Consider the following 23,797-nt stretch of genomic DNA (forward strand, 5'->3'; position numbering starts at 1 on the left):
GATTCGTGTCCCCGCTGGGGTGGTCGGCCGTGACCGAACCACAGAGTCGAGACCGGACCATTCACCCGGATGCGACGGTTGGATACGCCTACACGGCGGATTCGACACCACCAACTATCGGTGACGGTGCGACCATCCGGTCCGGAACGGTTATCTACGACGACGTAACCATCGGGAGCGATTTCACGACCGGCCACGGTGCCCTCGTGCGGGAGAAGACGACCATCGGCGACGACGTTATCGTCGGCACGAACACGGTTATCGACGGGCAAACGACCATCGGCTCGCACGTGAGCATGCAGACGAACGTTTACGTCCCGACCAACACCACGGTCGGGAACCGAGTGTTCGTCGGACCGGCCGCGACGTTCACGAACGACCCGTATCCCATCCGCCAATCGACGGACCTCGAAGGGCCGACGCTCGAAGACGACGTTTCCATCGGCGCGAACGTAACCCTCCTCCCCGGCATCACCGTCGGCGAGGGGGCCTTCGTCGCCGCCGGTGCCGTCGTGACTGACGACGTGCCACCCGAAACGCTCGCCGTCGGTACGCCCGCCGAGATACGTCCGCTTCCGGAATCGCTCTCGGGAGGGAACGACATATGATTCCCATCGCGAACCCCGAACTGGGGCGCGAGGAAATCGAGGCGACCGTCGCCTGTATCGAGGAGGGGCAACTCGCCGACGGGCCGGAAGTACGCCGGTTCGAGGACGAGTTCGCCGCCTTCTGCGGGACGGAGTTCGGCGTCGCGACGAGCAACGGAACGACGGCCCTCCACGCCGCGTTCGAGGCCCTCGATATCGGCCCGGGTGACCGCGTGGTCACCTCGCCGTTCTCGTTCGTCGCCAGCGCGAACGCGATTCGGCTCGCCGGGGCGGAACCCGTCTTCGCCGACATCGACTCGGACACGTACACGCTCGATCCGTACGCGACCGAGCAGGCGGTCCGAAAACACGAGGCTGACGCGATTCTCGCGGTGCACCTCTACGGACTGGCGGCGGAGATGAACCATCTGCAGGACATCGCCGAAACGCACGACATTGCACTGATCGAGGACGCCGCACAGGCACACGGTGCCGAGTACGACGGCAGACCGGTCGGATCGTTCGGCGACGCGGCCTGTTTCTCCTTCTACCCGACGAAGAACATGACGACGGGGGAGGGGGGAATGGTGACGAGCGACCGCCGCGACGTGGCCGAACGCGCGGCGAGTTTCGTCAACCACGGTCGCACCGCGGACGGCGGCTACGACCACGTTCGTCTCGGTCACAACTTCCGGATGACGAGCATGGCCGCGGCCATCGGTCGGGTGCAGTTGTCGCGGCTTCCGAAGTACAACGAGGCGCGGCGGGCCAACGCGGCCTATCTCACCGACCGCCTCCGTGACGCGACCGTCAAACCGCCCGTCGAACCCGACGACTGTCGCCACGTCTATCACCAGTACACGATTCGCACGGAGGACAGAGATGGGTTGCAAAACCACCTCGAATCGCACGGCATCGGGACGGGCGTCTACTACCCGACGCCGATTCACGAACAACCAGCATACCAGCACGTCGAACACGACGCCCCGGTTTCGGAACGGATGGCGGACGAAGTCCTCTCGCTTCCCGTCCATCCCGGACTGACGGGCGAAGACGTGCGAACGATTGCAACCGCTATCATAGATTATGAGTGAACCAACGAACGCGGTCGTCATCGGCGTCGGAAGCATGGGTCGCCATCACGCCCGCGTCTACAGCGAACTACCCGAAGTGAATCTCGTCGGGATTCACGACGTGGACGAAGCGAACGCGGCCGAAGTCGCCAGAAATCACGGCACACAGGCCGTCGATATGGAAACCGCCCTCCAAATCGCGGACGTCGCTTCCATCGCCGTTCCGACGCCGTACCACTACGAGATGGCGAAGAAGTGTATCGATGCGGGGGTTCACGTCCTCGTCGAAAAGCCGTTCGTCGGCGATCCAGACGAAGGGGTGGATCTGATCTCCCGCGCGAAGAGCGCGGACGTGGTGATTCAAGTCGGCCACATCGAACGGTTCAATCCGGCGATCCGGACGCTCTCTGAGATCGTCTCGGAACTCGATATCATCGCCATCGATGCACAGCGACTCGGCCCGCCACCGGAGGGGCGAGCGGTGGACGTGAGCGCCGTGATGGATTTGATGATTCACGACATCGACGTACTGCTCTCCATCGTGGACGACGATATCAACTCGATTGCGGCGGCCGGACGCGGGATAACCGCTATGCGAGTGCGAGCATCCAGTTCGACGGCGGAATCGTCGCCGGACTCACGGCGAGTCGGGTGACACAGGAGAAGGTCCGGAAGCTGTCGATCACGGCGGCCGACTGTCGGGTGAACGTCGATTACACGAACCAGTCGGTCGAGATTCACCGCCACTCGCTGCCGGAGTACATCGAGGACAACGGCGACCTGCGCTACCGGCACGAGAGCATCATCGAGCGCCCGACCGTGGAGAACGGCGAACCGCTGAAGAACGAACTCCGGTCGTTCGTCCGGAGCGCGACGACCGGTTCGACGCCGGTCGTCACCGGCGAGGACGGACTTCGCGTGCTCGAAGTCGCTCGAAAGATCGACGGATTGGCGTCCGGACCGAAGGAGCAGGAACAGGAGGTGCATCTCGGGTGAGCCTGCGGCGACCCGAAAGGCTCTACGCGAACGACGCATCCACGGACGAGCAGCGGGAAGCGTTCCTGTCCGGCGAGATTCCCGTGGCGGTGTACGGCCTCGGAAAGATGGGCCTCCCGCTCGCGGCGGTGTACGCCGAGACTTGCAGTAACGTCGTCGGAGCGGACATCGATCCGGACGTGGTCGAAGGAATCAACCGCGGCGAGTGTCACGTCCAGCGCGAACCCGGCCTCGCGGAACTCGTCTCGGAAACGGTCGAGTCGGGTTCCCTCCGGGCAGTCGAATCGCCGACGGAGGCGGCGCGGGACGCCGCGATTCACGTCGTCATCGTTCCGACGCCGATAACCGACGACGACGAACCCGACCTCGCCATCCTCCAGTCGGTGATGGAGAGCGTCGCCGAGGGACTCGCTCCCGGCGACCTCGTCGTGGTCGAGTGCACCGTCCCGCCGCGGACGACCCGCGACGTCTTGCTCCCGATGTTGGAACGCGAGAGCGACCTCACGCGTGAGGAGTTCGGGGTCGCGGTCTGCCCGGAGCGAACCTCCAGCGGTCGCGCGTTGGAAGACATTCGGGGAGCCTACCCCAAAGTCGTCGGCGGCGTTGATGATGAGAGCACGCGCGTCGCGGAACTCGTCTATGGCGAACTGACCAGCAACGAGGTCATCGCGGTGCCGAGCGCGACGACCGCTGAAGCCGTGAAGGTGTTCGAGGGCGTCTACCGCGACGTCAACATCGCGCTGGCGAACGAACTCGCCACGATAGCCGACGCGGCGGATATCAGCGTCAACCGGGCCATCGAGACGGCGAACACCCAGCCGTTCTGTGACATTCACCGGCCGGGACCGGGCGTCGGCGGGCACTGTATCCCGTACTACCCGTACTTCCTCATCCGGCAGTTCGAGATGGACTTCCCGCTGTTGAGTACCGCACGCGAGGTGAACGACTCGATGCCCGCGTTCACGGTCGGAAAGGTCGGGGAACTGTTGGAAGAAGTGGGCAAATCGCTCGCGGACTCGCGGGTGCTCGTCCTCGGTCTAACCTACCGACCCGGCGTCGAGGAGACGCGGGCCGCCCCGGCGCGTCCCATCTGTGCCGACCTGACCGAGCGCGGTGCGGACGTGTTCGCGGTGGACCCGGTGCTCCCGACCGCGGACGGATTCGAGGCGACGAAACTCCCGCTCGAAACCGTTGGAGAGTACGACTTCGATGCGGCAGTGATGGTCACGAACCACGACGATTTCGCGGACATCGACTGGGACGGGTTCGATCCGATGGTCGTCGTCGACGGCCGGAACTGTCTGGACCTGTCCCGGTCGACCACCGCGTCTACACCATCGGAGGTGACTGAATGTACGAGGGCAAATCCGTCGCGGTCGTGGTCCCGGCGTACAACGAGGAAGGACTCGTCGGCGGCGTCATCGACACTGTCCCCGAGTTCGCCGACCGGGTGTACGTCATCGACGACTGCTCGACCGACGGAACGTGGGCCGAGATTCAGTCGCACGCCGAACGCGCCGAAGCGGTCGCGGACGGTACGACGATGGGCGACGGCGGAGCGATGGACGACGGCGGTCGAACGGGCGACGGCGGAGCGATGGACGACGGCGGTCGAACGGGCGACGGCGGAGCGATGAGCGGCGGTGGCAGGATGAACGACGGTGGCAGGATGAACGACGCTCGGGCGAACTTCGACCGGCGTATCGTGCCGATCCGTCACTCCGAAAATCGGGGCGTCGGCGCGGCCATCAAAACCGGCTACTGTCGTGCGCACGAGGAGAACATCGACGTGACGGCGGTGATGGCCGGTGACGGCCAGATGCGTCCCGAGATGTTGGCTCGAATCATCCAACCCATCGTGGACGGCCGGGCCGACTACACGAAGGGAAACCGCCTCTCGACGCCGGGATTCCGCGAGGGAATGTCGGCGTGGCGGAGTTTCGGCAACTGGCTGTTGACGTTCCTCACGAAGGTCGCAAGCGGCTACTGGGGGATGGTGGACCCGCAAAACGGCTATACGGCGATTTCGAGCAGGGCGCTGTCGAAGCTCGCAATCGAGGACGTGTACGACGATTACGGCTTCGCGAACGCCCTTCTCGTTCGGCTGAACGTCCACGACATGCGCGTCGCCGACGTGACCATGCCCGCGGTGTACGGCGACGAACAGAGCACGATCCGGTACTCGACGTTCATCCCGAAGCTCTCCGCGCTGCTGCTGTGGAGTTTCCTGTGGCGGATCAAGACGAAATATCTCGTCCGGGACTTCCACCCGCTCGCGTTCCTGTACGGACTCGGAGCACTGGGAACCGCCGCCGGGTTGCTCTCGTTGGCTCGGCGCAAGCGGGGGTCGTCGGACGGACTCACGGCGATGCTCCTCGGCGGCATCTGTTTCGTGCTGGCGATGGCGTTCGACCGGGAGGAAACCGCGGAACTGGAGGTACGCAACGAATGAAATCGGAGGAATACGATAGATGAAGGTACTGACCGTCGTCGGCGCACGGCCGCAGTTCGTGAAAGCCGCCGCAGTCTCCCGGGTTCTCAGACAGGATCACGAGGAGGTGCTCGTCCACACCGGCCAGCACTACGACGAAGGAATGTCGGACGTGTTCTTCGAGGAACTGTCCATCCCGTATCCGGACACCAACCTCGGCGTCGGTTCGGACACCCACGGTCGGCAGACCGGTGCGATGCTCTCCGGCTTGGAGGCCGAAATCGAGGCCGAGGAACCGGACGCGGTGCTCGTCTACGGCGACACCAACTCGACGCTCGCGGCGGCCATCGTCACGTCGAAGATGGACCCGCCGTTGGCGCACGTCGAGGCCGGAATGCGCAGCGGGAGCGAGATTCCCGAGGAGACGAACCGCATCCTGACCGATCACGCCGCCGACCTGTTGTTCGTCCCGTCCACCGACGCCGCGGCCAACCTCGCACGCGAGGGGATCACGGAGGGGGTCCACAACTCCGGCGACGTGGGCTACGACGCCCTGCTCTGGGCGCGCGACCGGGCGGACACGAGCGTTCTCTCGGACCTCGGCGTGGGGTCCGGGGAGTTCGTCCTCGCCACGGTCCACCGGGATACGAACGCGGACGACCCCGAAAAACTGGAGAAGATCGTGGACGCGTTGGTCGAGGACCCGCGTCCGGTCGTCCTCCCCGCCCATCCGCGGACGGTGGCCCGACTCGAAGAGTTCGGCCTCTACGGCCGGGCCGAACGCGGGTTGATACTGACCGAACCGGTCGGATACCGGCAGTTCGTCGCCCTGCTCGACGCCGCGGCGGTCGTCGCCACCGATTCGGGCGGCGTCCAGAAGGAGGCGTTCTTCCTCGACACGCCCTGTGTCACGCTCCGCGAGGAGACCGAGTGGGTCGAGACCGTCGAAAGCGGCTGGAACCGGTTGGTCGGCGCGGACGGCGGGGCGATTCGAAGCGCCCTGTCGGACGTGACGATGCCGAACGAGAAGCCCACGCCGTACGGCGATGGGACCGCGGCCGAGCGGATCGTGGAGGTGCTTTCCGATGTTACCCGGCTATGAATTCGAACTGTGTTTGACCCACGACGTGGATAGACCCTACAAACGACTGCAAGCCCCGTACTACGCGCTCAAGGACCGAAACTTGGGCCATCTCTCGGCGCTCGCCCCCGGCGTCAATCCGTGGTGGCAGTTCGAGGAGATCATGGAACTGGAGGATTCCTTGGGCGTTCGCTCGGCGTTCTACTTCCTGCAGGAGGAATCGGTCTTCCAGAAGCCGCCGAACGAGTGGTTCACGCCGCGCTACTGGATCGAACACCTCGGTCGCTACGACCTGTTCGACACGGCCATCCTGGACGTGCTCCACGAGTTGGACGACGGAGGGTGGGAGGTCGGACTCCACGGCTCCTACGATTCCTACGACGATCCGGATGCCCTCCGCGAGCAGAAGACCGCGCTGGAGGCCGCCCTCGGTCACCGGGTCCGCGGCGGTCGCCAACACCATCTGAACCGGGGCGATTTCACCTGGAAACACCACCGCGACATCGGACTGGAGTACGATGCGTCCCTCGGGTCGAGTTCGACGTACGGCTTCCAGCACGGCTACGGCGTGCAGCGTCCGTTCGACGACGACTTCGTCGTCTTCCCGCTCACCATGATGGACATCGCCATCCCTGACCCCGGAGACGATTTCGAGGCGGCGTGGGCGGCCTGCGAGGAACTGCTGGCCGAAGCCGCCGAGAACGACGCCGTGATGACCGTCCTCTGGCACCCCCGCCTGTTCTCCGACGAGTTCCCCGGCCACCGCCGCCTCTACCGCCGCCTCATCGAGTCGGCCCTCGACCGCGGTGCGTGGGTCGGCCCCCCGGGCGACCTCGCTGATCGGATCGGAACCGTCTCGCGGACCTCGACGAGTCGCGCGAGCATGCACAGCAAATAACGCGTTCCCGGCGATTTTCGTACGCCTCGAAGCCTCTCAATCCCGCAAACGTACACGTTCGTCGACGGCGTTCACCGGGTTCGTGAACGCATCGGATTTCCACGGGACGACCGAGAAGTCAAAACGCGCTTCACTCCGTTTTCGAATCTTACGACCGAGTTGCAACAAATTCAGCAATTATCCTGCTTTCCGCTCGGTGAAGCGTTTCACTCGCAGTGGTCTTATGCACGTCCATTATCGACGCGAGATCCGTCAAAGAACAGTTTCGAGGCGTCTCATAGTAGCCGTGGGTCATCGCCTTCTCGATAAACTGACTCTGACGAGACGTGAGAAGATCGTCCGAAGTTGGAGTTTGGACGAGGGAGCGAACGACGTACTCGATTCCCGTCGAGTCGAACATGCTCGTGAGCGTCGAGACACGTTCTTGTGATACGGTCAGGGTAGCGATAACCCTCCCGTCGCGTAGCACGGTGGGATACTGTGGCGCGATTCCCGAAGCGGACATGAGCCGCGCGACTTCCGACTCCGGACCCCGGCATTCGACCAGGAGAACCTCCTCATCGGTGCCGATCTCCCGAAACGAACGTAACTGTTCGATCCCCCTCATTTCTTTCACGGTCCGCTCCTGATCCTGCGTTTTTACTTCTATAATCCATACGCTTGCCTCTCCGTCCGGGTACGACGCTAGCACTCGAAATTCGTCATCCGGGCGTGTTTCCGAGAAATCGATGAGCCATTGAGTCGGAGGGTGGACTTCGATCTGAATTCGTGGCACGGGCGTTCTAACGGCGGGTTCGATTTAACGATGCCGAGAGAACCCTACATGTAGGGGCAAATCTCACCCGTGTTGTACGCGATGTAATCGTGTGGAGTATACAACACTCGGCGACACCGGAACGACCGTGAGCAAGATCTGTCTCGGCTGCATGGGCTTCGGCGGCTTGGGCGGAGGCGAGATGTTCGATTGGACAGTGGGGGAGGAGCAGGCCACCGACGTCATCGACCGCGCCATCGACCTCGGAATCAACTTCTTCGACACTGCGAACTTCTACTCGGCGGGAGAGAGCGAGGAGATCCTCGGCAGTGCACTCTCCGAGTACGACCGCGACGAGATGGTCGTAGCCTCGAAGGTTTTCCTCCCGATGCGCGAGGACGACCCGAACTCGGGCGGTCTCTCGCGGAAGACCGTCGAACAGGAGCTGGAGAACTCACTCGATAGATTGGGCATGGATACCCTCGACCTCTATCAGATCCATCGTTGGGACCCTCAGACCCCAATCGAGCAGACTCTGCGGGCACTCGACGACGCGGTGCGACGCGGCAAGGTTAGATACATCGGCGCGAGTTCGATGTGGGCGTACCAGTTCGCGAAAGCGTTGTACACCAGCGACTCGCTGGACCTCGAACGCTTCGTGACGATGCAGAACCATTACAACCTCGTGTATCGCGAGGAAGAACGAGAAATGAACCCGCTCGCGAGGACGGAGGGGGTGGGCCTCATTCCGTGGAGTCCCCTCGCCGGGGGCTACGTCGCCCGTCCGCACGAGGAGCAGGATCAATTGCGGCCTTCCCCCGGGGAGGGTTCACTCTACGACTCCGAAGCGAGCCGCGAGATCAACGAGCGCGTGCAGGAACTCGCGGACGAAAAGGGAGTCTCGATGGCCCAGATCGGCCTCGCGTGGCAGCTTTCGAAGGAAGGAGTCACGGCTCCGATCTACGGCACCACGAGCGTCGAACACCTCGAAGACGCTGTCGAAGCCGTCGAACTCGATCTCTCCGACAGCGACGTCGAATACCTCGAAGAACCTTACGAACCGGTCGAGGTCGCAGGACACGAGTAGACGCCGGAGTAGACACCACCTGAACCCCTTTCGGACGATCATTCGTCGCGGCAGGCGGGGGATAACAAAGTGAAAACCGCCGTTATCGTCGGACGAGACGAACGAATGAGAGTCGAACGTTTATCTATCGAAGAGTGGGCTGACGCGCTCCCCAACGACGGGTTCGAGGTGTTTCACCGTCCGGCGGCGCTCGCGGCGATTGAGCGGCACGCACCGGGCGAACTCCGATTGTACGGGGGCTTCAAGGGACAACAGGCTATCGCCCTGCTTCCCGTCGTCGTACGGAACGGGCCGCTCGGAACCGCCGCGTTCTCGCCACCGCCAGGGATGGGGATTCCGCGGCTGGGACCGATTCTGATGCCGACGAGTCCGAAACGACGGAAGCAGGAGAAGGTCAACCGCGAGTTCACCGAGACGGTGCTCGACCGGATCCGAACCGACTACACGGCGCGACTCGCCGAGGTCGGCTTCGATTCGCCGGTCGCACAGCGCGTGGGTGAACAGATGGAGTCCGGACTGACCCTGTTCCGCATGCTCTGTGGCACCGACTACGGCGACCCGCGACCGTATTCCTGGGGAGACCTGAGCGTCGAACCGTACTTCACCTACGAACTTGACCTCGCATCGACCACGGCCGACGCCGTGAAGAAATCCTTCAGCAAGAGCCTCCGCCGGGAGATTCGTGACGCGGAGGACCTCGACGTCACCGTCACCCGCGAGGGAATCGACGGGGCGCGCGACGTGTTCGAGCACACCGTCGAACGGTACGACGAACAGGACGAGACGCTCGGCCTCTCGTGGGAGTACGTTCGGGACCTCTGGGAGGGACTCGACGACGCCGCCCAGACCTACGTCGCTCGGGACGACGAGGGGAACTACCTGACCGGAATCACCGCGCTCTACTCGAACGACGCGGCGTACTTCTGGCAGGGCGGTGCCCGCTCGGTGTACGAGGGGACGAGCGTGAACAGCCTCGTCCACTGGAACATCATTCAGGACATCGTCGAGGAACCGCCGGTCGATTCGGTGACGAGGTACGACCTGATGGGGGCCAACACGGAGCGGCTCTGCCGATACAAGGCGAAGTTCGGGGCCGACTTGGTCCCGTACTACCTGGTCGAATCGAACGGGACGACGATGAGTGCCGCGAAACGGGCCTACCAGTTCGTGAGGGGATGAGAATGCGATACCTCTTCTTCACCAACACGCCCGCCCACGTCCACCTCTATCGCCACGCGATAGAGCGACTGCAAGCGGAAGGCCACGACGTGCTCGTCCTCGGTCGGGATTACGGTTGTACCCATGCACTGTTGGACTATCACGACCTGCCGTATCGAATCTACGGCAAGTGCGAGACGACGATGTTTTCGCTCTTCCGCGAACTGCCGGGGCAGTACCTCGAAATCTTCCGGCAGACGCGCCGCTACGATCCGGATCTCATCTTCGGCGTCGGCTCCTACGCGGCCCACGCCGGGGCGATGTCGCGCACGCCGGTCGTCGTCGTCGCCGACTCGGAACCGACGACGTTCGACCACGTCGCGTCCCGGCCGTTCGTGGACACGTTCCTCACGCCGCACACCTTCGGCAAGGACCTCGGCGCGAACCACTACGAGTTCCGCGGGTTCAAGGAACTCGCCTATCTCCACCCGGACGTGTACGAACCCGACCCGACGATTCGGGACCGACTCGGCGTCGAGCAGGACGAGGAGTACGCCATCGTCCGGTTCAACGCGTTCGGCTCGCACCACGACGTGGGCCACTCGGGTTTCTCGCCGGAAAAGCGTCGGAAACTCATCGCCGCGCTCTCCGAGCACGTCACTGTGTTCGTCTCCGACGAGGGCGGCAACCCGGCCCCCGGAGACTCCTACGAGTTCGACCTCCATCCAGCCCTACTCCACGACGCGCTGGCCGAGGCGTCCCTGCTCGTCGCCGACACCCAGACGATGGTGACGGAGGCGGCACTCTTGGGCACGCCCGCGATCCGGTCGAACTCCTTCGTCGGCGAGTCGGACATGGGCAACTTCATCGAACTCGAACGCGAGGGGCTCATCTACAACTTCCGGGAGTTCGACGACGTGCTCTCACAGGCGCTCACCACCATCTCGGACGACTCGGCGAAACGCCGTCTCCGCGAGCGACGGGACGAGTATCTCGCCGACAAGGTGAACCTCACCGACGTCATCGTGGACGTGGCGAGAACGGCCGTGGTCCCACAGCAGCGTATCGAACGAACGGTCGCGGTATCGCACCGATAGCGGATCTCGAACGGTCACGGTATCGCACCGATATCGAATTCGGTTTTTCGTACTTTTTCTCGTTCCGGTCGCTTCGAATCCGTCGCCGACCGACTCACGACGCTCGTCGCGCGAATCATCAGGGACGATATATTTTCTCGGCCGACCCGTGGGACGAATCGCAACGTTCGGGGGCGAAATTGGGCGATTTTCGGTACGCCGAACCTGCCCCCGGGAAAGCCACGGATAACAAAGGCCGACACTACCATCGGGTTCAGCAACGTGTCGAGAGGAACCTCACAGCCGAGCGCCAGCGTCCAGCAGCGACCGCTGCGGGTGCTGAACCTCGTGACGAACGTCGAAGCCCGATTTTACAACGAACAACTACGGGTTCTCGAAGCGCGCGGCGTCCACGAAGAGACACTCGCGCCGCCCGGAACCCATCGTACCCACGAATCGGTCACCGAACGACGGCCGACCGACTACCTCCGCTTTTTCCCGACAGTCCTCAAAAATTCCTTAGACGGCTACGACCTGGTTCACGCGAACTACGGACTCACAGCACCGATGGCGCTGGCACAGGTTCGCTTGCCGGTCGTCCTTTCGCTATGGGGGTCAGACCTCCTCGGCGAGTACGGCTGGTTGAGCAAATTCTGTGCCCGCCACTGCGATGCCGTCATCGTCATGTCCGACGGGATGGCGGCGGAACTCGACTCTCCGTGCCACGTCATCCCGCACGGAATCGACCTCGAACGGTTTTCCCCGCAACCGACGGGTGAAGCCCGCGACGCGGTCGGGTGGTCCCGAAACGCCAAACACGTCCTCTTTCCCTATCCGCCGATGCGGGAGGTAAAGGACTTCCCGCGAGCGGAGCGGGTGGTCACGGCCGCCGCGAAGCAGGTCGATGGGCCGGTGGAACTCCAGAGCGTCTACGGGGTACCACACGACGAGATGGCCTCCTACTACAACGCGGCGGACGTACTCCTGTTGCCCTCGAAGAGCGAGGGGTCGCCGAACTCCGTCAAGGAGGCGATGGCGTGTAACCTGCCGGTCGTGACGACCGACGTCGGCGACGTCGAGGACCGTTTGGCGGACGTCTCCCCGTCGCACGTCTGTCGGTCCGACGACGAACTCGTGGACGGGTTGGTGGACGTGCTTTCGTCCCCCCGTCCGTCGAACGGACGCGAGAACGTCCGCGATGTCGGACTCGAACGAATGGGTGATCGGATCCGTGCCGTCTACGAGTCCGTCCTCTGATGTGCCCTCACACATCGAATCAGGTTCGGCCGCCGTCACCCGGTTCGTCACGACATCGACGAATCAGGTGGTCTATAACAAAGGGCCGTTCCGGCGACGAGGGTGACGATTAAATGGCACGGACCTACGCACACCGACTGGAGAAGCTAACGCTGGTCGCCGGGTTCTGTGCGCTCGCAGCGGGGGTTTTCATCGCACACAGATCGCCAGCGCACGGTTACGAACTCTCGATCTACCGATCGACGCCGCTCCTCTTCTGGGTCGGGGCGGGCCTCGCGCTCCTCCTCGGCACCGCGGTTGCGGTGTCCGCACCCGACTGGTATCGCACGCTCGGTCTCGTACTCGGCGGGGGGACGGTGCTGACCATCGCATCGCTCCCCCTCGTCAGGGGGTATTACTTCTACGGGCCGGGCGACTCGCTGACACATCTCGGATGGGCGAAGGACATCATCTCGGGGAACATGCCCGCCTACGATCTGTTGTACCCCGGTACGCATACCATCGCCATCGTGGTTCACGAAGCGACCGGCATGGCGCTCACGCAGGCGATGCTCGTCATGGTCTCCGCGTTCGTCCTCGTCTATCTGCTGTTCGTTCCGCTCACCGTCGGTGCCGTGGTGGACGACGACAGGGCGGTGACGTACGCGGCGATTTCGGGATTCCTGCTCCTGCCGATAAACACGATCAGCGTCTTCGTCATGCCCCACCCGACATCGCAAGCCATCCTGTTCCTCCCGCTCATACTCTACCTCGTGGCGAAGTACGTCACCCTATCGAACCCTCGACGGGTGCCGATTCTGGGAACCGGGGCGGGGGCGCTACTCGCCCTCGCGTCGATCGCCGTCGTGTTCGTTCATCCCCAACAAGCAGCCAACGTCATCCTGTTGTTCGGTGGCGTCATCGTCGTCCAGTTCATCTATCGCCTGTTCCGCAAGGAACACGCCATCGCACACCACCGGGCGCTGTACTCACAGACGTTCTTCCTCGGGGCGATGTTTCTCGCGTGGTCACCGTTTCATCAACGGTCGGGCGGGGCGGTGCACGCGCTCATCAACAGCCTGCTCTCCGATCCGACTGCGGGCGCGGATTCCGCACACGCGGCCGCGAGCCTCTCCCAACTCGGCGGCAGCATCCGTCTGCTCTTTTTGAAACTGTTTCTCGTCAGTTTCGTCTTCCTCCTCCTGGCGGGCATCCTGATGCTCGGCGGCCTCCTCGGCCGCGTTCGTGGAACGGACGCGAACGCGTTCAGCAAGTATCTCGCCATCGGCACCGTTCCGTTGTTCGTCCTCTTCGTCGCCTTCTTCATCGCCAGTTACGCTCAGTTTCACTTTCGGATACTGGGATTCCTCATGGTCCCCGTTACGATGCTTGGCGCCATCGCGCTCGCCCGTGGGGTGGACGCGGCGGGAAGAAGACTACCGAACGACGGCCCGGTGTCCGGGTTCATCGTGATACTCTTCGCCATCATGCTCGTCCTCTCGCTGGTGACAATCTTCCACTCCCCCTATATGTACCAGACGTCCGGACAGGTTTCGGACGGCGAGATGACGGGATTCTCGACTGCGCTCGCACATCGAGGTGACGTGAAATTCACCGGACTTCGAGCGTCCGGCAAGCGGTACTCGGACGGAATTCTCGGCTACGAGGCGAGCAGGCGCGCCGATTTCCGTGGCGAAGGGATTTACGGCAACTACAACGCTACCGAGAAGAACTTCACCGCCGGACGGTTGGAGCACGTCTTCGATGGGCCGCGATACCTCCCGATAACCGACGCCGCCAGAGCGCGGGAACTCTCCGTGTATCGCGGGCTTCGATTCCCGGAGCGCGGATTCAGAACGCTCGAAAGTCAGCCCGGCGTGGACAGGGTACAATCGGGTGGCGGCTTCGACCTCTACTACATCAAATGACGGGATTCAGATCGCAGAATTTCATCCGATAATGGACACGAAAACCTTCGCACGCGGGTTCAAGGCATCGTTGGGTGCTCGTGCGGTTCACATGGTTGCGAGCGGGTTGTTAGTCCTCGTCCTCACCCGATTTTTGCTCACACCTGCCCAGTACGGACTCCTCGGGAGCGCGCTCGCCGTGTTCGGCGTCGCCGGACTGTTCGCCGACCTCGGCACTTCGAAATCGGCGGCCAGATACGTCACCGAATATCGGGAACGCGATCCGGGACAGGTCCCCTACGTTCTCCGTGCGGCGCTTCGCTATCGGGTCATCGCTATCGTCGTCGTGTCCGGGGCGTTTACCCTGTTTTCGGGGACTATCGCCCGTCTCATCCACCAACCCGAACTCGCTCCGCTGATGGTGTTCGGCGGGGCGTACATCGCATGCTACTCGCTCTCCACGTTCGCAGTCGTCGTGTTTCAAGGATTCAATCGGGTGACGTGGAGCGCCGTGACGAGGGCGACGGGAAGCGTAAGTCTACTGGTGTTCGTCGTCATCGGCGTCGTCGTCCTCGGCGGTGCTGGCGGCGCGCTCCTCGGCTACGTGGTTAGCTATGCGGTGGCGACGGTCGTCGGGTTCGCCGTCCTCTACTGGAAGTTCTACTCGACCATCGACGACGCGGACGAACCCGAGGACGGACTCTCTCGGCGCGTCCTCAGGTACAGCATTCCGCTCACGGCGACGCAGGGTGCGAACGTCCTCGACAAGCGCATCGACACCATCCTCGTCGGGGCCATCGTCGGTCCGGTCGCGGTGAGTTCCTACTACCTCGCCAAGAACATCGCCACGTTCCTTCAGGCCCCCGCGGCCTCCCTCGGATTCACCATCTCGCCGACCTACGGCGAGCAGAAGGCCGACGACGCACGCGACGCGGCCGCGAGTCTCTACGGGACGACGTTACGACACACGCTCCTGCTCTACGTTCCCGCCGCCGCCGGATTGGCACTCCTCGCCGGTCCCGCCGTGAGGCAGGTGTTCGGCGCGAAATACGCCGGGGCCATCCCCGTCGTGCAGGTGTTCTCGGGGTACGTCGTCCTCAGCGCCGTATCGTTGATCACCAGCGACGCGCTCGACTACCTCGGCAGAGCGCGGGAACGGGCGTGGGCCAAGGGCGCGACCTCCGCCGCGAACTTCGTCCTCAACCTCGTTCTCATCCCGTCGTTCGGTGCCGTCGGCGCGGCCTGGGCCACCGTCGCGACCTTTTCCGTCTACGTCGCCGTCAACGTGCTCGTCGTCCACCACGAATTGGAACTCCCTGTTTCGCGCCTGTTCCGACACGCCGCCTTCGTCCTCGCCATCACGTTCGCCATGTCCGCCGTCGTGTACCTCGCCCTCCCGTTCGTCTCGGGACCGATATCGCTCGCCGGGGTGGTGCTGCTCGGCGGCGCTGTCTGGGCCGGTCTGGCGACGATGAGCGGCCTGCTCGACATCGGTCGCGTCGCGAACGTGCTGGAGTCCTAACGGAGTCGGTCGGCACGACCGGACTCCGACTCGACCGACCGAATTACGACTCGACCGACTGGACTCCGACTCGACCGACCAGATTACGACTGCGTGATGGTGGGGAGCGGACTTCGATCGCTTGACGGTGATTTCGAATTCCACACCCCTAGAACCAAAGGTCCGTACGGCGCATCTCTAATCGATCAATCGTGTCCACAGTAGCGACGACGCTCACGGGGACGCTCTCGGCCTCGACGTCCCCATCGTTCAAGCGCCCATCGGAAGCGCGACCTGTCCCGAACTGGCGGCCGCCGTCGCGGACGCCGGTGCGCTCGGAATGTTGGCCATCACGTGGCGGGACGCGGCGACGACCCGTCGGCTATTGGCCGAAACCGACCAGCGAACCGACGGCGTGTTCGGCGTGAACATCGTCGAGGATCCGAGCGCGAAGGACGTTCCGACGGAAACACATCTCGAAGCCTGTCTCGACGCCGGTGTCGAGGTGTTCTCGTTCTCGTTCGGGACCGCCGCACCGTACGTCGAACGGATTCACGACCGCGACGGTACCGTTCTCCAATCCGTCGGCAGCGCCGAGGAGGCGGAGAATGCCGTCGATGCGGGCGTGGACGTCCTCGTCGCACAGGGATGGGAAGCGGGCGGTCACGTACAGAGCGAGGTCGCTACCCTGCCGTTAGTCCCGCGTATCGTCGATACCGTTCCCGACACGCCCGTTATCGCGGCCGGTGGAATCGCGGACGGTCGCGGAATCGCCGCCGTCCTTACCCTCGGCGCAGCAGGTGCGTGGCTCGGGACGCGATTCCTTGCAACCGAGGAAGCCAACGTTCACCGTCGCTATCGACGGCGAGTGATCGAAGCGAACGAGACCGAGACGGTCTACTCGAACCTCTTCGACGAGGGATGGCCGGAGGTGCCACATCGAGTGATCGAAAACGCGACTGTCTCGGACTGGAACGCTGCGGGACGACCCGAAAGCCATCGACCGGGGGAGGGGGAGGTCGTCGCGGAAACTGACGCTGGGGACCCCGTTCACAGATACGAAGATTCGCTCGCCGTTCCCGGGATGAACGGGGACGTGGAGGAACTGCCGCTGTACGCCGGGCAGAGCGCGGGATTGACCGACACGATACGACCGGCGGGATGTGTCGTCGAAACGCTCACCGAGGAGACGCTCGAAGCGTTGCAAAAGAGATGACTGACGAGTATAGAACGATCGGTGATCCTTCGTTTCCACTCCTCACGTTCGTTCGTCGGAAAACGGAAGGGGCGGGATTCGAACCACGCGAAGCCTATCAAGCTCCCACCAACAAGTTGGTGGTGCTCTACCACTGAGCCACCCTTCCTCGTTTTCCCCTTGGGGCGGGACTACCTTTGTTATGGTGGCCCTGAAGGGGGGAAGAATTCGATCAGACCGTGAGTTCGCCGACGAGCGAATCGAGGCCTTCGGAGAGCGAGACGGTCGGTTCGTAACCGAGTCCCTCCCTCGCCCGCGTGATGTCCGCCCTGCTGTCGTCGATGTCGCCCGGGCGCGGGTCGACGTGAACGACCTCCGAATCGGAGTCGGCCACGCGGCGGATCGCTTCTGCGAGGCCGCGAACCGTGACGCTCGAACCGGTGCCGATGTTGAACGCTTCTCCGACCTTGTCGGTCGTGGCGGCGCGGCAGTTGGCCTGCACCACGTCGTCGACGTGGACGAAATCGCGGGTCTGGGTTCCGTCACCTTCGATGGCGATGTCCTCGCCCTCGTTCGCACGGTCGAAGAAGGTACGGACGACGGCGCTGTACTCTGGGTTCTGCCGCGGTCCATAGATGTTGAAATACCGAAGGACGACCGTTTCGAGCCCGTAGAGGTCGGAAAATCGGCGAGCGTACAGATCGGCGGTCAGTTTGTCGATGCCGTAGGGGGAGGTCGGTTGCTTTCCCGCCGATTCGTGAATCGGCACGGATTCGGGATGGCCGTACACCGCGGCGCTGGAGGCGAGGACGACCCGCGCGTCCTCCCGCCGAGCGCAGTCGAGGACGAGCAGGCTCCCGTCGCCGGTGACGGCGTGGCTCCGGAGCGGTCGTTCGACCGACTTCGAGACGCTGACCATCGCGGCCTCGTGAAAGACGAGATCGACGCCGGACATGGCCTCATCGACGACCGCCGGGTCGCGTACGTCGCCCTCGATGACGGTGACGTCCGACGGGAGATTACCGCGCTTTCCGGCGGAGAAATCGTCGAGGATTCGAACGTCGTTGTGATCCACGAGCGCTTCGGCGAGGTGGCTACCGACGAACCCCGCACCACCCGTGATGAGAACCGTTTGTCCGCGTGGAACGACCGAGTCGTCGACCGATCGTCGTCCACCGGTCATTCCATGTACCCCAGACCGCGGAGCCGATCTTCCACGCCGTCGAAGTCAGCTTCGACGGCTTCGGTCTCCCCGGATTTACCGTAATCACGCTGTGAGACGGCCCGACGTCCCGGTTTGGAGTGGGGATGGAAAATCTCCTTCAACACGCGACCGTCGGCGTCGGAGGGGACCGCCTCGTCCAACGCGTGAAGCAGGGTCGGGGCGACGTCCGTGACGGTCGCTTCGTTCGCCGTCGATTCCGCTTCGATACTGGCCCCCCACGCGAAGAAGATTCCCTCGGGGCGATGACTGGCGACCTTGCTCCCGCTGTCCCTGAACACCGAACGGGTGAGCGACACGGCCGTTTCGTACCCCTCGATGCCCTTGACCACGAGGTCGGGTGAATAGGGGTCCGTCGGAAACACCTCGTCCCCGTCGTGGACGTTCAGTGGGGCGTCGTCCGTTTCCGGGTCGGTCACCCCTTCGAACAGCGTTCGGAGTTCTTCCTTGAGCGCGGGTACGTCGGCGGGCGCGACGACGCCGGGGTCGAAGCGCATGGTGTCGTTGATGTAGACGTTACCCGACCCGTGGGCGAAGGCGACTGTTTCCTCGAAATTCACGTCGTAGAGGCTGTGGTTCCCGGGAACGTGCGTGGCGACGGAATCGACCAATCCCCGTGGAAGATGCTCGATGAGCGACTTTTCGTTGATGCCGAGGCGGGCCATTACTCCCTCGACCCGGTCCTTCGTTAGCCCCATCTTGGCGAGCGTCCCCCGCGTGCCGTTGCCGCTCTTTCGCGTCAGGAGGTTCTCGCGTTCGAGCAGCGTGTTGAGGAAGGCGAACCGAGAAATCGGACCGAAACCGTGGTCGGAGACGACGAACAGTACCGCATCACGGGATTCGATGTACTCCATCACCTCCCCCAGAATCTCGTCCAGTTGCTGGTAGTGTTCGAGAAGCACGTCGTCCTCCCAGATGAGGTGCTGAAGGCGGTCGGGGGCGGTGTAGACGAAAAAGAACAGCCGCCACTGTTCCTCCATCAACCGTTGCATCAGGGTTCGACGCGTCGAGAGGAGCTTCGCCAGTTCCTCGCGGAACTCCTCGGGTCGGTCCCGGTACTCGTCCCACGACAGGCCTATCTGGTAGTCCGGAATCTCGTCCGCGATTTCGTCGGCCAGTTCCGGCGGTTGGGTGAACCCGTCGTCCATCTCCGGGGTCATCATCCCGGTGACGAGCGACCCGTCGATGTCGCTCGCCGGGTACGTCATCGGAACGTTGCCGACGACGGCGGGCGAGATGATGTCCCACAGTTCCGGACGGCGAACGTCCGCGCTGGTGTTCATCCGGTGGGTGTACCCCCGCTCCAGGTGTTGGAAGCCGTACAGTCCGTGCTTATCGGGCCAGACGCCGGTCGCGATCGTCGGCCATGCTAGCGGTGTCGAATCCGGTGTCGTACTCGTTAGCGGGCCGGACGCACCCTCCTCCAGCAACCGAGAGAAGTTCGGTAGCTGTCCTTCCCCTGTCCATCGCCGAATCAAATCCCATGGGACGCCGTCCAATCCGAGGACGAACGCCCGTTCCGGGCTCTCAGTTTCCATCGACATAAGTTATCGTTGCCGGGGCAGTCCACCTGCCCGTGGCTCTATCGGTTTCACCATCGGGGTTCGCTTTGTTATGGGCTTGTTTCGAGGGGTCTGGGTGTGTCTACTCGGCGTATTTGGGACTGTTTCCGACGGTTCCACTCGAATACCGGCTGGAACACGAAAAATCGTCCCGTGGCACTCCGACCGGTCGGGAATGTATCCCGATGGGGGGACCAGCAACAGCCTACTCTATCGAAACGCCGAGCGACGACGAGAAAAATCGATTCGAGAGAACCGCCCGCTACCGCGGACCGATGGGCGTTCGGGTCGTCGCGGGATCGGTTCCCCGAATCGCGCCCGCGATTTCGCCCATCGTCCGGACCTGAAGCCTCGCCTCGTCGCGGCGGGTTGCGAGATGTTCGAGGATCGTTCGCAATCGCTCGAAATCCCGTTCCTCCGTGAAGTTGTTCGGGTGCATCCAGAGATGAAATACCCCCTCGTCGGCGTCCGCGGCGCGGTCGATGCCGCGCTTCGCCGAGCGAATGAGCGGGTCTCCCCAAAGCCGTTCGGTGACGGTTCGCGCCCGTCCCTCGTAACCGAACAGGAACATCGATGCCGGGATGTTCACCAGTCCGTACTCGTCGACTTCGGGTGTGACGAGCGGCGGACTCGTCCTGCTCACGAGCAAATCGATGAGCTTTCCGAGCGACTGGAAGCGCGACCCGTCGTACCAGAGTTCCGGCCGTTGGCCGCGATAGCAGGTGAGTCCGTAGGCGGCGAGCACGTCCCGATGCCCGATCTTGTTTCGTGGGAAGACGAACGATTCGAGGGTGTACCCCGCGTCGTCCGCGGTTTCGATACTTCGTCGTGTCTCCGCGACTGCGACCTCCCGATCCGTCGCCTCGTCGCCGAGTTCGACGTGTGAAAACGTATGGCAGCCGAGTTCGTGCCGTGCGTCGGCGTCGATGATGGCATCGATCAGGCCGTCACCGAACCAGAACGGGTTCTCCGACGCACTGCCACCGGGGTCGCGGTCGAACCAGTCGTCCGTCGGTGTCGGATGGTTCGCATGCGTCCCGTCACACGATTCGAGAAAGAGATGACCGACGACTGCCCACGTCGCCGGGATGTTGAACTCGTCGAACAGAGCGAGAAGCCGAGACCACGATGTTCGTGCGGTCTCGACGTTCTCCTTGACCTCCGAGAGGTCGTGATAGCCCCATGCGAGTTCGGCGTCGAGCGAGAGGACGACGGCGTTCATGTCTGTCGAAAACCCGGTCGGAACGCGATTAAACCGCGCCGACCGTTCAGTTTCGTTCGGGTGGGTAAGCGAGGATTACCCGGGCGATTCATTCGACAGTCACGCTCTTCGCCAGATTACGTGGCTTGTCGATGGGTCGGTCGAGGAGGGCGGCGGCGTGATACGAGAGCAGTTGCAACTGGACGTTGGCGAGGATTCCCGCCGCATCGGGGTGCGTGTCGGGAATCGTCAACACGTCGTCCGCGTGCTGGAAGATCGCCTCGTTCGAATCGCTCGCCACCGCGACGACCGGCGCACCGCGAGCGTCGACTTCCTTGACGTTGTTCAGGGTCTTCTCGTCGTGACGGCCGTCGAACACGGCGAACACCGGGGTTGCCGGCGTCACCAGCGCGAGCGGTCCGTGTTTCAGTTCGCCCGCCGCGAAGCCTTCCGCGTGCTCGTACGAAATCTCCTTGAACTTGAGTGCCCCTTCCAGCGCGACCGGGAACATCGTTCCCCGCCCGATGAAGAAGTAGGACTCGCTGTCGTGGTAGCGTTTTGCGACGCGGTGAGCTTTCGTGTAATCGAGGATCTGTTGGATGTGGTCGGGCAGGTCGCCAAAGGCGGACAGCACTTCCTCGATGCCGTCGCTTCGCGTGCCGACCGTATCCCGGACGATTCGCTCGCCGAGGAGGGACAGCGAGGCGACTTGTGAGGAGAACGTCTTCGTGGCGGCCACACCGATTTCCGGACCGGCCCGGATGAACAGCGCGTCGTCACACTCGCGTGCGGCGGTGGATCCGACGACGTTCGTCACCGCGAGCGTCCGTGCACCGCTCGCGTTCGCCCGTCGCAAGGCCGAGAGGGTGTCCGCCGTTTCGCCGCTCTGGGTGACACCGACGACGAGCGTCTCCTCGTCCACCGGTGGCGGGGAGACGGCGTACTCGCTTGCGAGGAACGTCTGGGCAGGGACGCCGCGACGTTCCACGAAGCTGTTTCCGGCGAGACCCGCGTGGTACGACGTCCCGCAGGCGACGAACTGAACGCGTCGAACGTCCTCGAACGTCCCCGCCGGGAAATCCTCCAGCGAGATATCGCCGGTCGTTTGGTCGACACGCCCACGGAGCGTTTGACGGAGCGACGTTGGTTGTTCGTGAATCTCCTTCAGCATGTAGTGGTCGTAGCCACCCTTCCCGGCATCCTGTGGGTCCCAATCGAACGTCTGACTGGTGCGCTCGACCGGCGTTCCATCGAGTTTCGTTATCTCGTGCTGGCCGGGTTCGATGACGACGACATCACCATCGTCGAGGAAGATCACCTCGTCGGTGAAATCCAAGAAGGCGGGGACGTCGCTGGCGAGGAAGTGGGTTCCTTCCCTGACACCGAGGACGAGCGGCGACCCCGACCGAGTCGCGTACACGGCATCGCTTCCTTCGACCAACATCGCGACGGCATAACTCCCCGAGAGCTGTCGGATCGTCCGCCGGAACGCCTCTTCCGGCGTCGCACCGCGTTCGAGATGATCCTCGACCAGATGCGGGATCACCTCGGTATCGGTGTCGCTTTCGAACGTGTGACCACGTTCGGTGAGCTCCGTTCGGAGCGCTTCGTAGTTCTCGATGATGCCGTTGTGAACGACGGCGACCTTTTCGTCACACCCGGTGTGCGGATGGGCGTTTTCGTCGGTCGGTGGTCCGTGCGTACTCCATCGGGTGTGTCCGATGCCGAGGCCGCCGGACGGGACTTCGTCTATCAACATCTCCTTCAGGTGAGATATCTGGCCTTCACGTTTGAAGACCGCTGGGCCTCCCCCGTTTTTGACGGCGAGTCCGGCCGAATCGTAGCCTCGATATTCGAGGTTTTCGAGACCGACGAGCAACTCGTCTACCGCGTCTTGCGTTTCGCCAACTCGGGCGATGATACCACACATTAGTCGAATACCTCCCTGTTGTCACTCATTGCCGACGAAGCGTTCGCAGGTGGTTCCATTGGACGGTACGACTTCCGATATCTGTTCGTCTATCGTTCGGGAATCTCATAGGCAACTCCGCTATGTCCAGTACCCCGATGTCTCCAATTCGGGGGTGAACGGTAATTACGAATACCCGGATTACCTCTTTGTTATACGCCCTCTGACCGGTCCGAAGGCCGGTCTTAGGTCCTTCCAATGGTGTCGTACTCGTCTCCGCTAGATGGGTGCCGAGAAGGCATTTTGCAGGCAGTACGCTCGGTACCACTCGGTACGGACCGGCTACTTTCGTTCCGTTACTGACGGAAGCGAACGGATGTCGAACTGGACCTGACAACACAGGATACAGACGTCCTACGGGGACCCTCATCGGCGTGAACGAGTTCGATGGACGGCCGTTACAAGAAAAAGTTCGATGGACGACCGTGACAAGAAAATATGAGAGCTGAATTTTCGCCGTGTCCTGTGGGCTCAGATGTTGATGGCGGATGGCTTGACCCAAATGACGAACTCATCGTCTTGTCGAACGACGCCGTGGACGGACTTGCTCTCGACCGACTCGTCCACGTCGGCATCGTCGAGGCTGACGACTTGATTCACCTCGTCGATTACCCACCCGATGCTTCGCTCGTCTTCCGTCTCGAAAACGATCACCCGGTCACCTGCCCCGGATCCGGTCTGCCCGAGGACGGTTTTCGGGTTGACGATGGTCGTCGTCGTCCCCCGAAGGTCCATGACCCCTTCGACGTGGGGTTTCGAATCGGGTAGTTTCGTCAACTCGTGACGGTCCACGATCTCGTCGATGTGCGCGATATCGATGCAGTACTGTTTGTCTTCGAGACGAAAAACTAACACCTGTAATT

General features: G+C 63.0%; 18 protein-coding genes, 1 tRNA gene and 2 pseudogenes. 14 read left to right on the forward strand and 7 right to left on the reverse strand.

The features are described from left to right. Positions 1 to 29: 29 nt before the first annotated feature. The 7 genes and pseudogenes from A4G99_RS15620 to A4G99_RS15650 all read left to right on the forward strand — a co-directional run bounded on the left by A4G99_RS15620 (position 30) and on the right by A4G99_RS15650 (position 7,066). Positions 30 to 608 (forward strand): acyltransferase, encoded by a 579-nt coding sequence (locus A4G99_RS15620; RefSeq protein ID WP_066145598.1) that lies wholly within the window; start codon positions 30 to 32, stop codon positions 606 to 608. Then, the gene (locus A4G99_RS15625) at positions 605 to 1,681 is read left to right on the forward strand and encodes a DegT/DnrJ/EryC1/StrS aminotransferase family protein (protein ID WP_066145600.1); all 1,077 of its coding nucleotides are present in this window, start codon (positions 605 to 607) and stop codon (positions 1,679 to 1,681) included. The genes A4G99_RS15620 and A4G99_RS15625 overlap by 4 nt, the downstream gene beginning before the upstream one ends. Further along, positions 1,674 to 2,656, forward strand: a pseudogene (locus tag A4G99_RS15630) (Gfo/Idh/MocA family oxidoreductase). Before A4G99_RS15625 ends, A4G99_RS15630 begins: the two are co-directional and overlap by 8 nt. After that, positions 2,653 to 4,007: pseudogene (locus A4G99_RS15635) on the forward strand (nucleotide sugar dehydrogenase). The pseudogenes A4G99_RS15630 and A4G99_RS15635 overlap by 4 nt, the downstream one beginning before the upstream one ends. Further along, positions 4,008 to 5,108: a glycosyltransferase family 2 protein gene (locus A4G99_RS15640; protein ID WP_066145603.1), complete on the forward strand. Its 1,101-nt coding sequence runs from the start codon at positions 4,008 to 4,010 to the stop codon at positions 5,106 to 5,108. Positions 5,109 to 5,127: 19 nt separating this feature from the next. Next, the gene (gene wecB, locus A4G99_RS15645) at positions 5,128 to 6,189 is read left to right on the forward strand and encodes a non-hydrolyzing UDP-N-acetylglucosamine 2-epimerase (RefSeq protein WP_066145606.1); all 1,062 of its coding nucleotides are present in this window, start codon (positions 5,128 to 5,130) and stop codon (positions 6,187 to 6,189) included. Next, positions 6,173 to 7,066, forward strand: a complete 894-nt coding sequence (locus A4G99_RS15650) for a polysaccharide deacetylase family protein (RefSeq protein WP_066145611.1) — start codon at positions 6,173 to 6,175, stop codon at positions 7,064 to 7,066. Before wecB ends, A4G99_RS15650 begins: the two co-directional genes overlap by 17 nt. Positions 7,067 to 7,214: 148 nt before the next feature. Here the strand turns inward: A4G99_RS15650 and A4G99_RS29880 are convergent, their stop codons facing one another. Beyond that, positions 7,215 to 7,673, reverse strand: a complete 459-nt coding sequence (locus tag A4G99_RS29880; RefSeq protein ID WP_190303780.1) for a helix-turn-helix domain-containing protein — start codon at positions 7,671 to 7,673, stop codon at positions 7,215 to 7,217. A 259-nt stretch (positions 7,674 to 7,932) separates the two neighbouring features. Here A4G99_RS29880 and A4G99_RS15660 point away from each other — a divergent pair, with 259 nt between their 5' ends. From A4G99_RS15660 to A4G99_RS15690, 7 genes are all read left to right on the forward strand, one after another. Next, positions 7,933 to 8,907 carry an aldo/keto reductase gene (locus A4G99_RS15660; RefSeq protein ID WP_066145618.1) on the forward strand — a complete coding sequence of 325 codons (975 nt, stop codon included), beginning with the start codon at positions 7,933 to 7,935 and terminating at the stop codon, positions 8,905 to 8,907. 105 nt (positions 8,908 to 9,012) lie between these two features. After that, entirely contained in the window at positions 9,013 to 10,086 is a 1,074-nt protein-coding gene (locus tag A4G99_RS15665) for a GNAT family N-acetyltransferase (RefSeq protein WP_066146640.1), read from the forward strand. Positions 10,087 to 10,088: 2 nt separating this feature from the next. Further along, positions 10,089 to 11,162: a DUF354 domain-containing protein gene (locus tag A4G99_RS15670; RefSeq protein ID WP_066145621.1), complete on the forward strand. Its 1,074-nt coding sequence runs from the start codon at positions 10,089 to 10,091 to the stop codon at positions 11,160 to 11,162. Between the two features lie 309 nt (positions 11,163 to 11,471). Beyond that, positions 11,472 to 12,398, forward strand: coding sequence for a glycosyltransferase (locus A4G99_RS15675; protein WP_066146644.1), 927 nt, complete (start codon positions 11,472 to 11,474; stop codon positions 12,396 to 12,398). Between the two features lie 113 nt (positions 12,399 to 12,511). Further along, entirely contained in the window at positions 12,512 to 14,305 is a 1,794-nt protein-coding gene (locus A4G99_RS15680; protein WP_066145623.1) for a hypothetical protein, read from the forward strand. Between the two features lie 31 nt (positions 14,306 to 14,336). Further along, a complete protein-coding gene (locus A4G99_RS15685) occupies positions 14,337 to 15,806 on the forward strand; it encodes an oligosaccharide flippase family protein (protein WP_066145626.1) in 1,470 nt (489 codons plus the stop codon). A 244-nt stretch (positions 15,807 to 16,050) separates the two neighbouring features. Continuing rightward, positions 16,051 to 17,001, forward strand: a complete 951-nt coding sequence (locus tag A4G99_RS15690) for a nitronate monooxygenase family protein (protein WP_223301961.1) — start codon at positions 16,051 to 16,053, stop codon at positions 16,999 to 17,001. A 63-nt stretch (positions 17,002 to 17,064) separates the two neighbouring features. Here A4G99_RS15690 and A4G99_RS15695 read toward each other — a convergent pair. The 6 genes from A4G99_RS15695 to A4G99_RS15720 form a co-directional block, all read right to left on the reverse strand. Continuing rightward, positions 17,065 to 17,149, reverse strand: a tRNA-Ile gene (locus A4G99_RS15695). Between the two features lie 63 nt (positions 17,150 to 17,212). Continuing rightward, a complete protein-coding gene (locus A4G99_RS15700; RefSeq protein WP_066145632.1) occupies positions 17,213 to 18,163 on the reverse strand; it encodes an NAD-dependent epimerase/dehydratase family protein in 951 nt (316 codons plus the stop codon). Beyond that, complete coding sequence (locus tag A4G99_RS15705) at positions 18,160 to 19,746, reverse strand: alkaline phosphatase family protein (protein WP_066145635.1); 1,587 nt, start codon at positions 19,744 to 19,746, stop codon at positions 18,160 to 18,162. The genes A4G99_RS15700 and A4G99_RS15705 overlap by 4 nt, the downstream gene beginning before the upstream one ends. 280 nt (positions 19,747 to 20,026) lie before the next feature. Continuing rightward, complete coding sequence (locus A4G99_RS15710; RefSeq protein WP_066145638.1) at positions 20,027 to 20,986, reverse strand: polysaccharide deacetylase family protein; 960 nt, start codon at positions 20,984 to 20,986, stop codon at positions 20,027 to 20,029. Between the two features lie 88 nt (positions 20,987 to 21,074). Continuing rightward, positions 21,075 to 22,895 carry a glutamine--fructose-6-phosphate transaminase (isomerizing) gene (gene glmS / locus A4G99_RS15715; RefSeq protein WP_066145641.1) on the reverse strand — a complete coding sequence of 607 codons (1,821 nt, stop codon included), beginning with the start codon at positions 22,893 to 22,895 and terminating at the stop codon, positions 21,075 to 21,077. A 510-nt stretch (positions 22,896 to 23,405) separates the two neighbouring features. Beyond that, on the reverse strand, positions 23,406 to 23,789 hold the full coding sequence (locus tag A4G99_RS15720) for a chemotaxis protein CheW (protein WP_255359107.1): 384 nt from the start codon (positions 23,787 to 23,789) through the stop codon (positions 23,406 to 23,408). Between the last annotated feature and the right edge of the window lie 8 nt (positions 23,790 to 23,797).

The organism is Haladaptatus sp. R4, assembly GCF_001625445.1.
Lineage (GTDB): Archaea > Halobacteriota > Halobacteria > Halobacteriales > Haladaptataceae > Haladaptatus.

What these genes read in the sequence shown, in the direction of transcription:
- A4G99_RS15625 (WP_066145600.1), top strand. Translation starts at nt 605, where the DNA reads ATGATTCCCATCGCGAACCCCGAACTGGGGCGCGAGGAAATCGAGGCG.
- A4G99_RS15640 (WP_066145603.1), top strand. Translation starts at nt 4,008, where the DNA reads ATGTACGAGGGCAAATCCGTCGCGGTCGTGGTCCCGGCGTACAACGAG.
- wecB (WP_066145606.1), top strand. Translation starts at nt 5,128, where the DNA reads ATGAAGGTACTGACCGTCGTCGGCGCACGGCCGCAGTTCGTGAAAGCC.
- A4G99_RS15650 (WP_066145611.1), top strand. Translation starts at nt 6,173, where the DNA reads ATGTTACCCGGCTATGAATTCGAACTGTGTTTGACCCACGACGTGGAT.
- A4G99_RS29880 (WP_190303780.1), bottom strand. Translation starts at nt 7,673, where the DNA reads ATGAGGGGGATCGAACAGTTACGTTCGTTTCGGGAGATCGGCACCGAT.
- A4G99_RS15665 (WP_066146640.1), top strand. Translation starts at nt 9,013, where the DNA reads ATGAGAGTCGAACGTTTATCTATCGAAGAGTGGGCTGACGCGCTCCCC.
- A4G99_RS15670 (WP_066145621.1), top strand. Translation starts at nt 10,089, where the DNA reads ATGCGATACCTCTTCTTCACCAACACGCCCGCCCACGTCCACCTCTAT.
- A4G99_RS15680 (WP_066145623.1), top strand. Translation starts at nt 12,512, where the DNA reads ATGGCACGGACCTACGCACACCGACTGGAGAAGCTAACGCTGGTCGCC.
- A4G99_RS15685 (WP_066145626.1), top strand. Translation starts at nt 14,337, where the DNA reads ATGGACACGAAAACCTTCGCACGCGGGTTCAAGGCATCGTTGGGTGCT.
- A4G99_RS15700 (WP_066145632.1), bottom strand. Translation starts at nt 18,163, where the DNA reads ATGACCGGTGGACGACGATCGGTCGACGACTCGGTCGTTCCACGCGGA.
- A4G99_RS15705 (WP_066145635.1), bottom strand. Translation starts at nt 19,746, where the DNA reads ATGTCGATGGAAACTGAGAGCCCGGAACGGGCGTTCGTCCTCGGATTG.
- A4G99_RS15710 (WP_066145638.1), bottom strand. Translation starts at nt 20,986, where the DNA reads ATGAACGCCGTCGTCCTCTCGCTCGACGCCGAACTCGCATGGGGCTAT.
- glmS (WP_066145641.1), bottom strand. Translation starts at nt 22,895, where the DNA reads ATGTGTGGTATCATCGCCCGAGTTGGCGAAACGCAAGACGCGGTAGAC.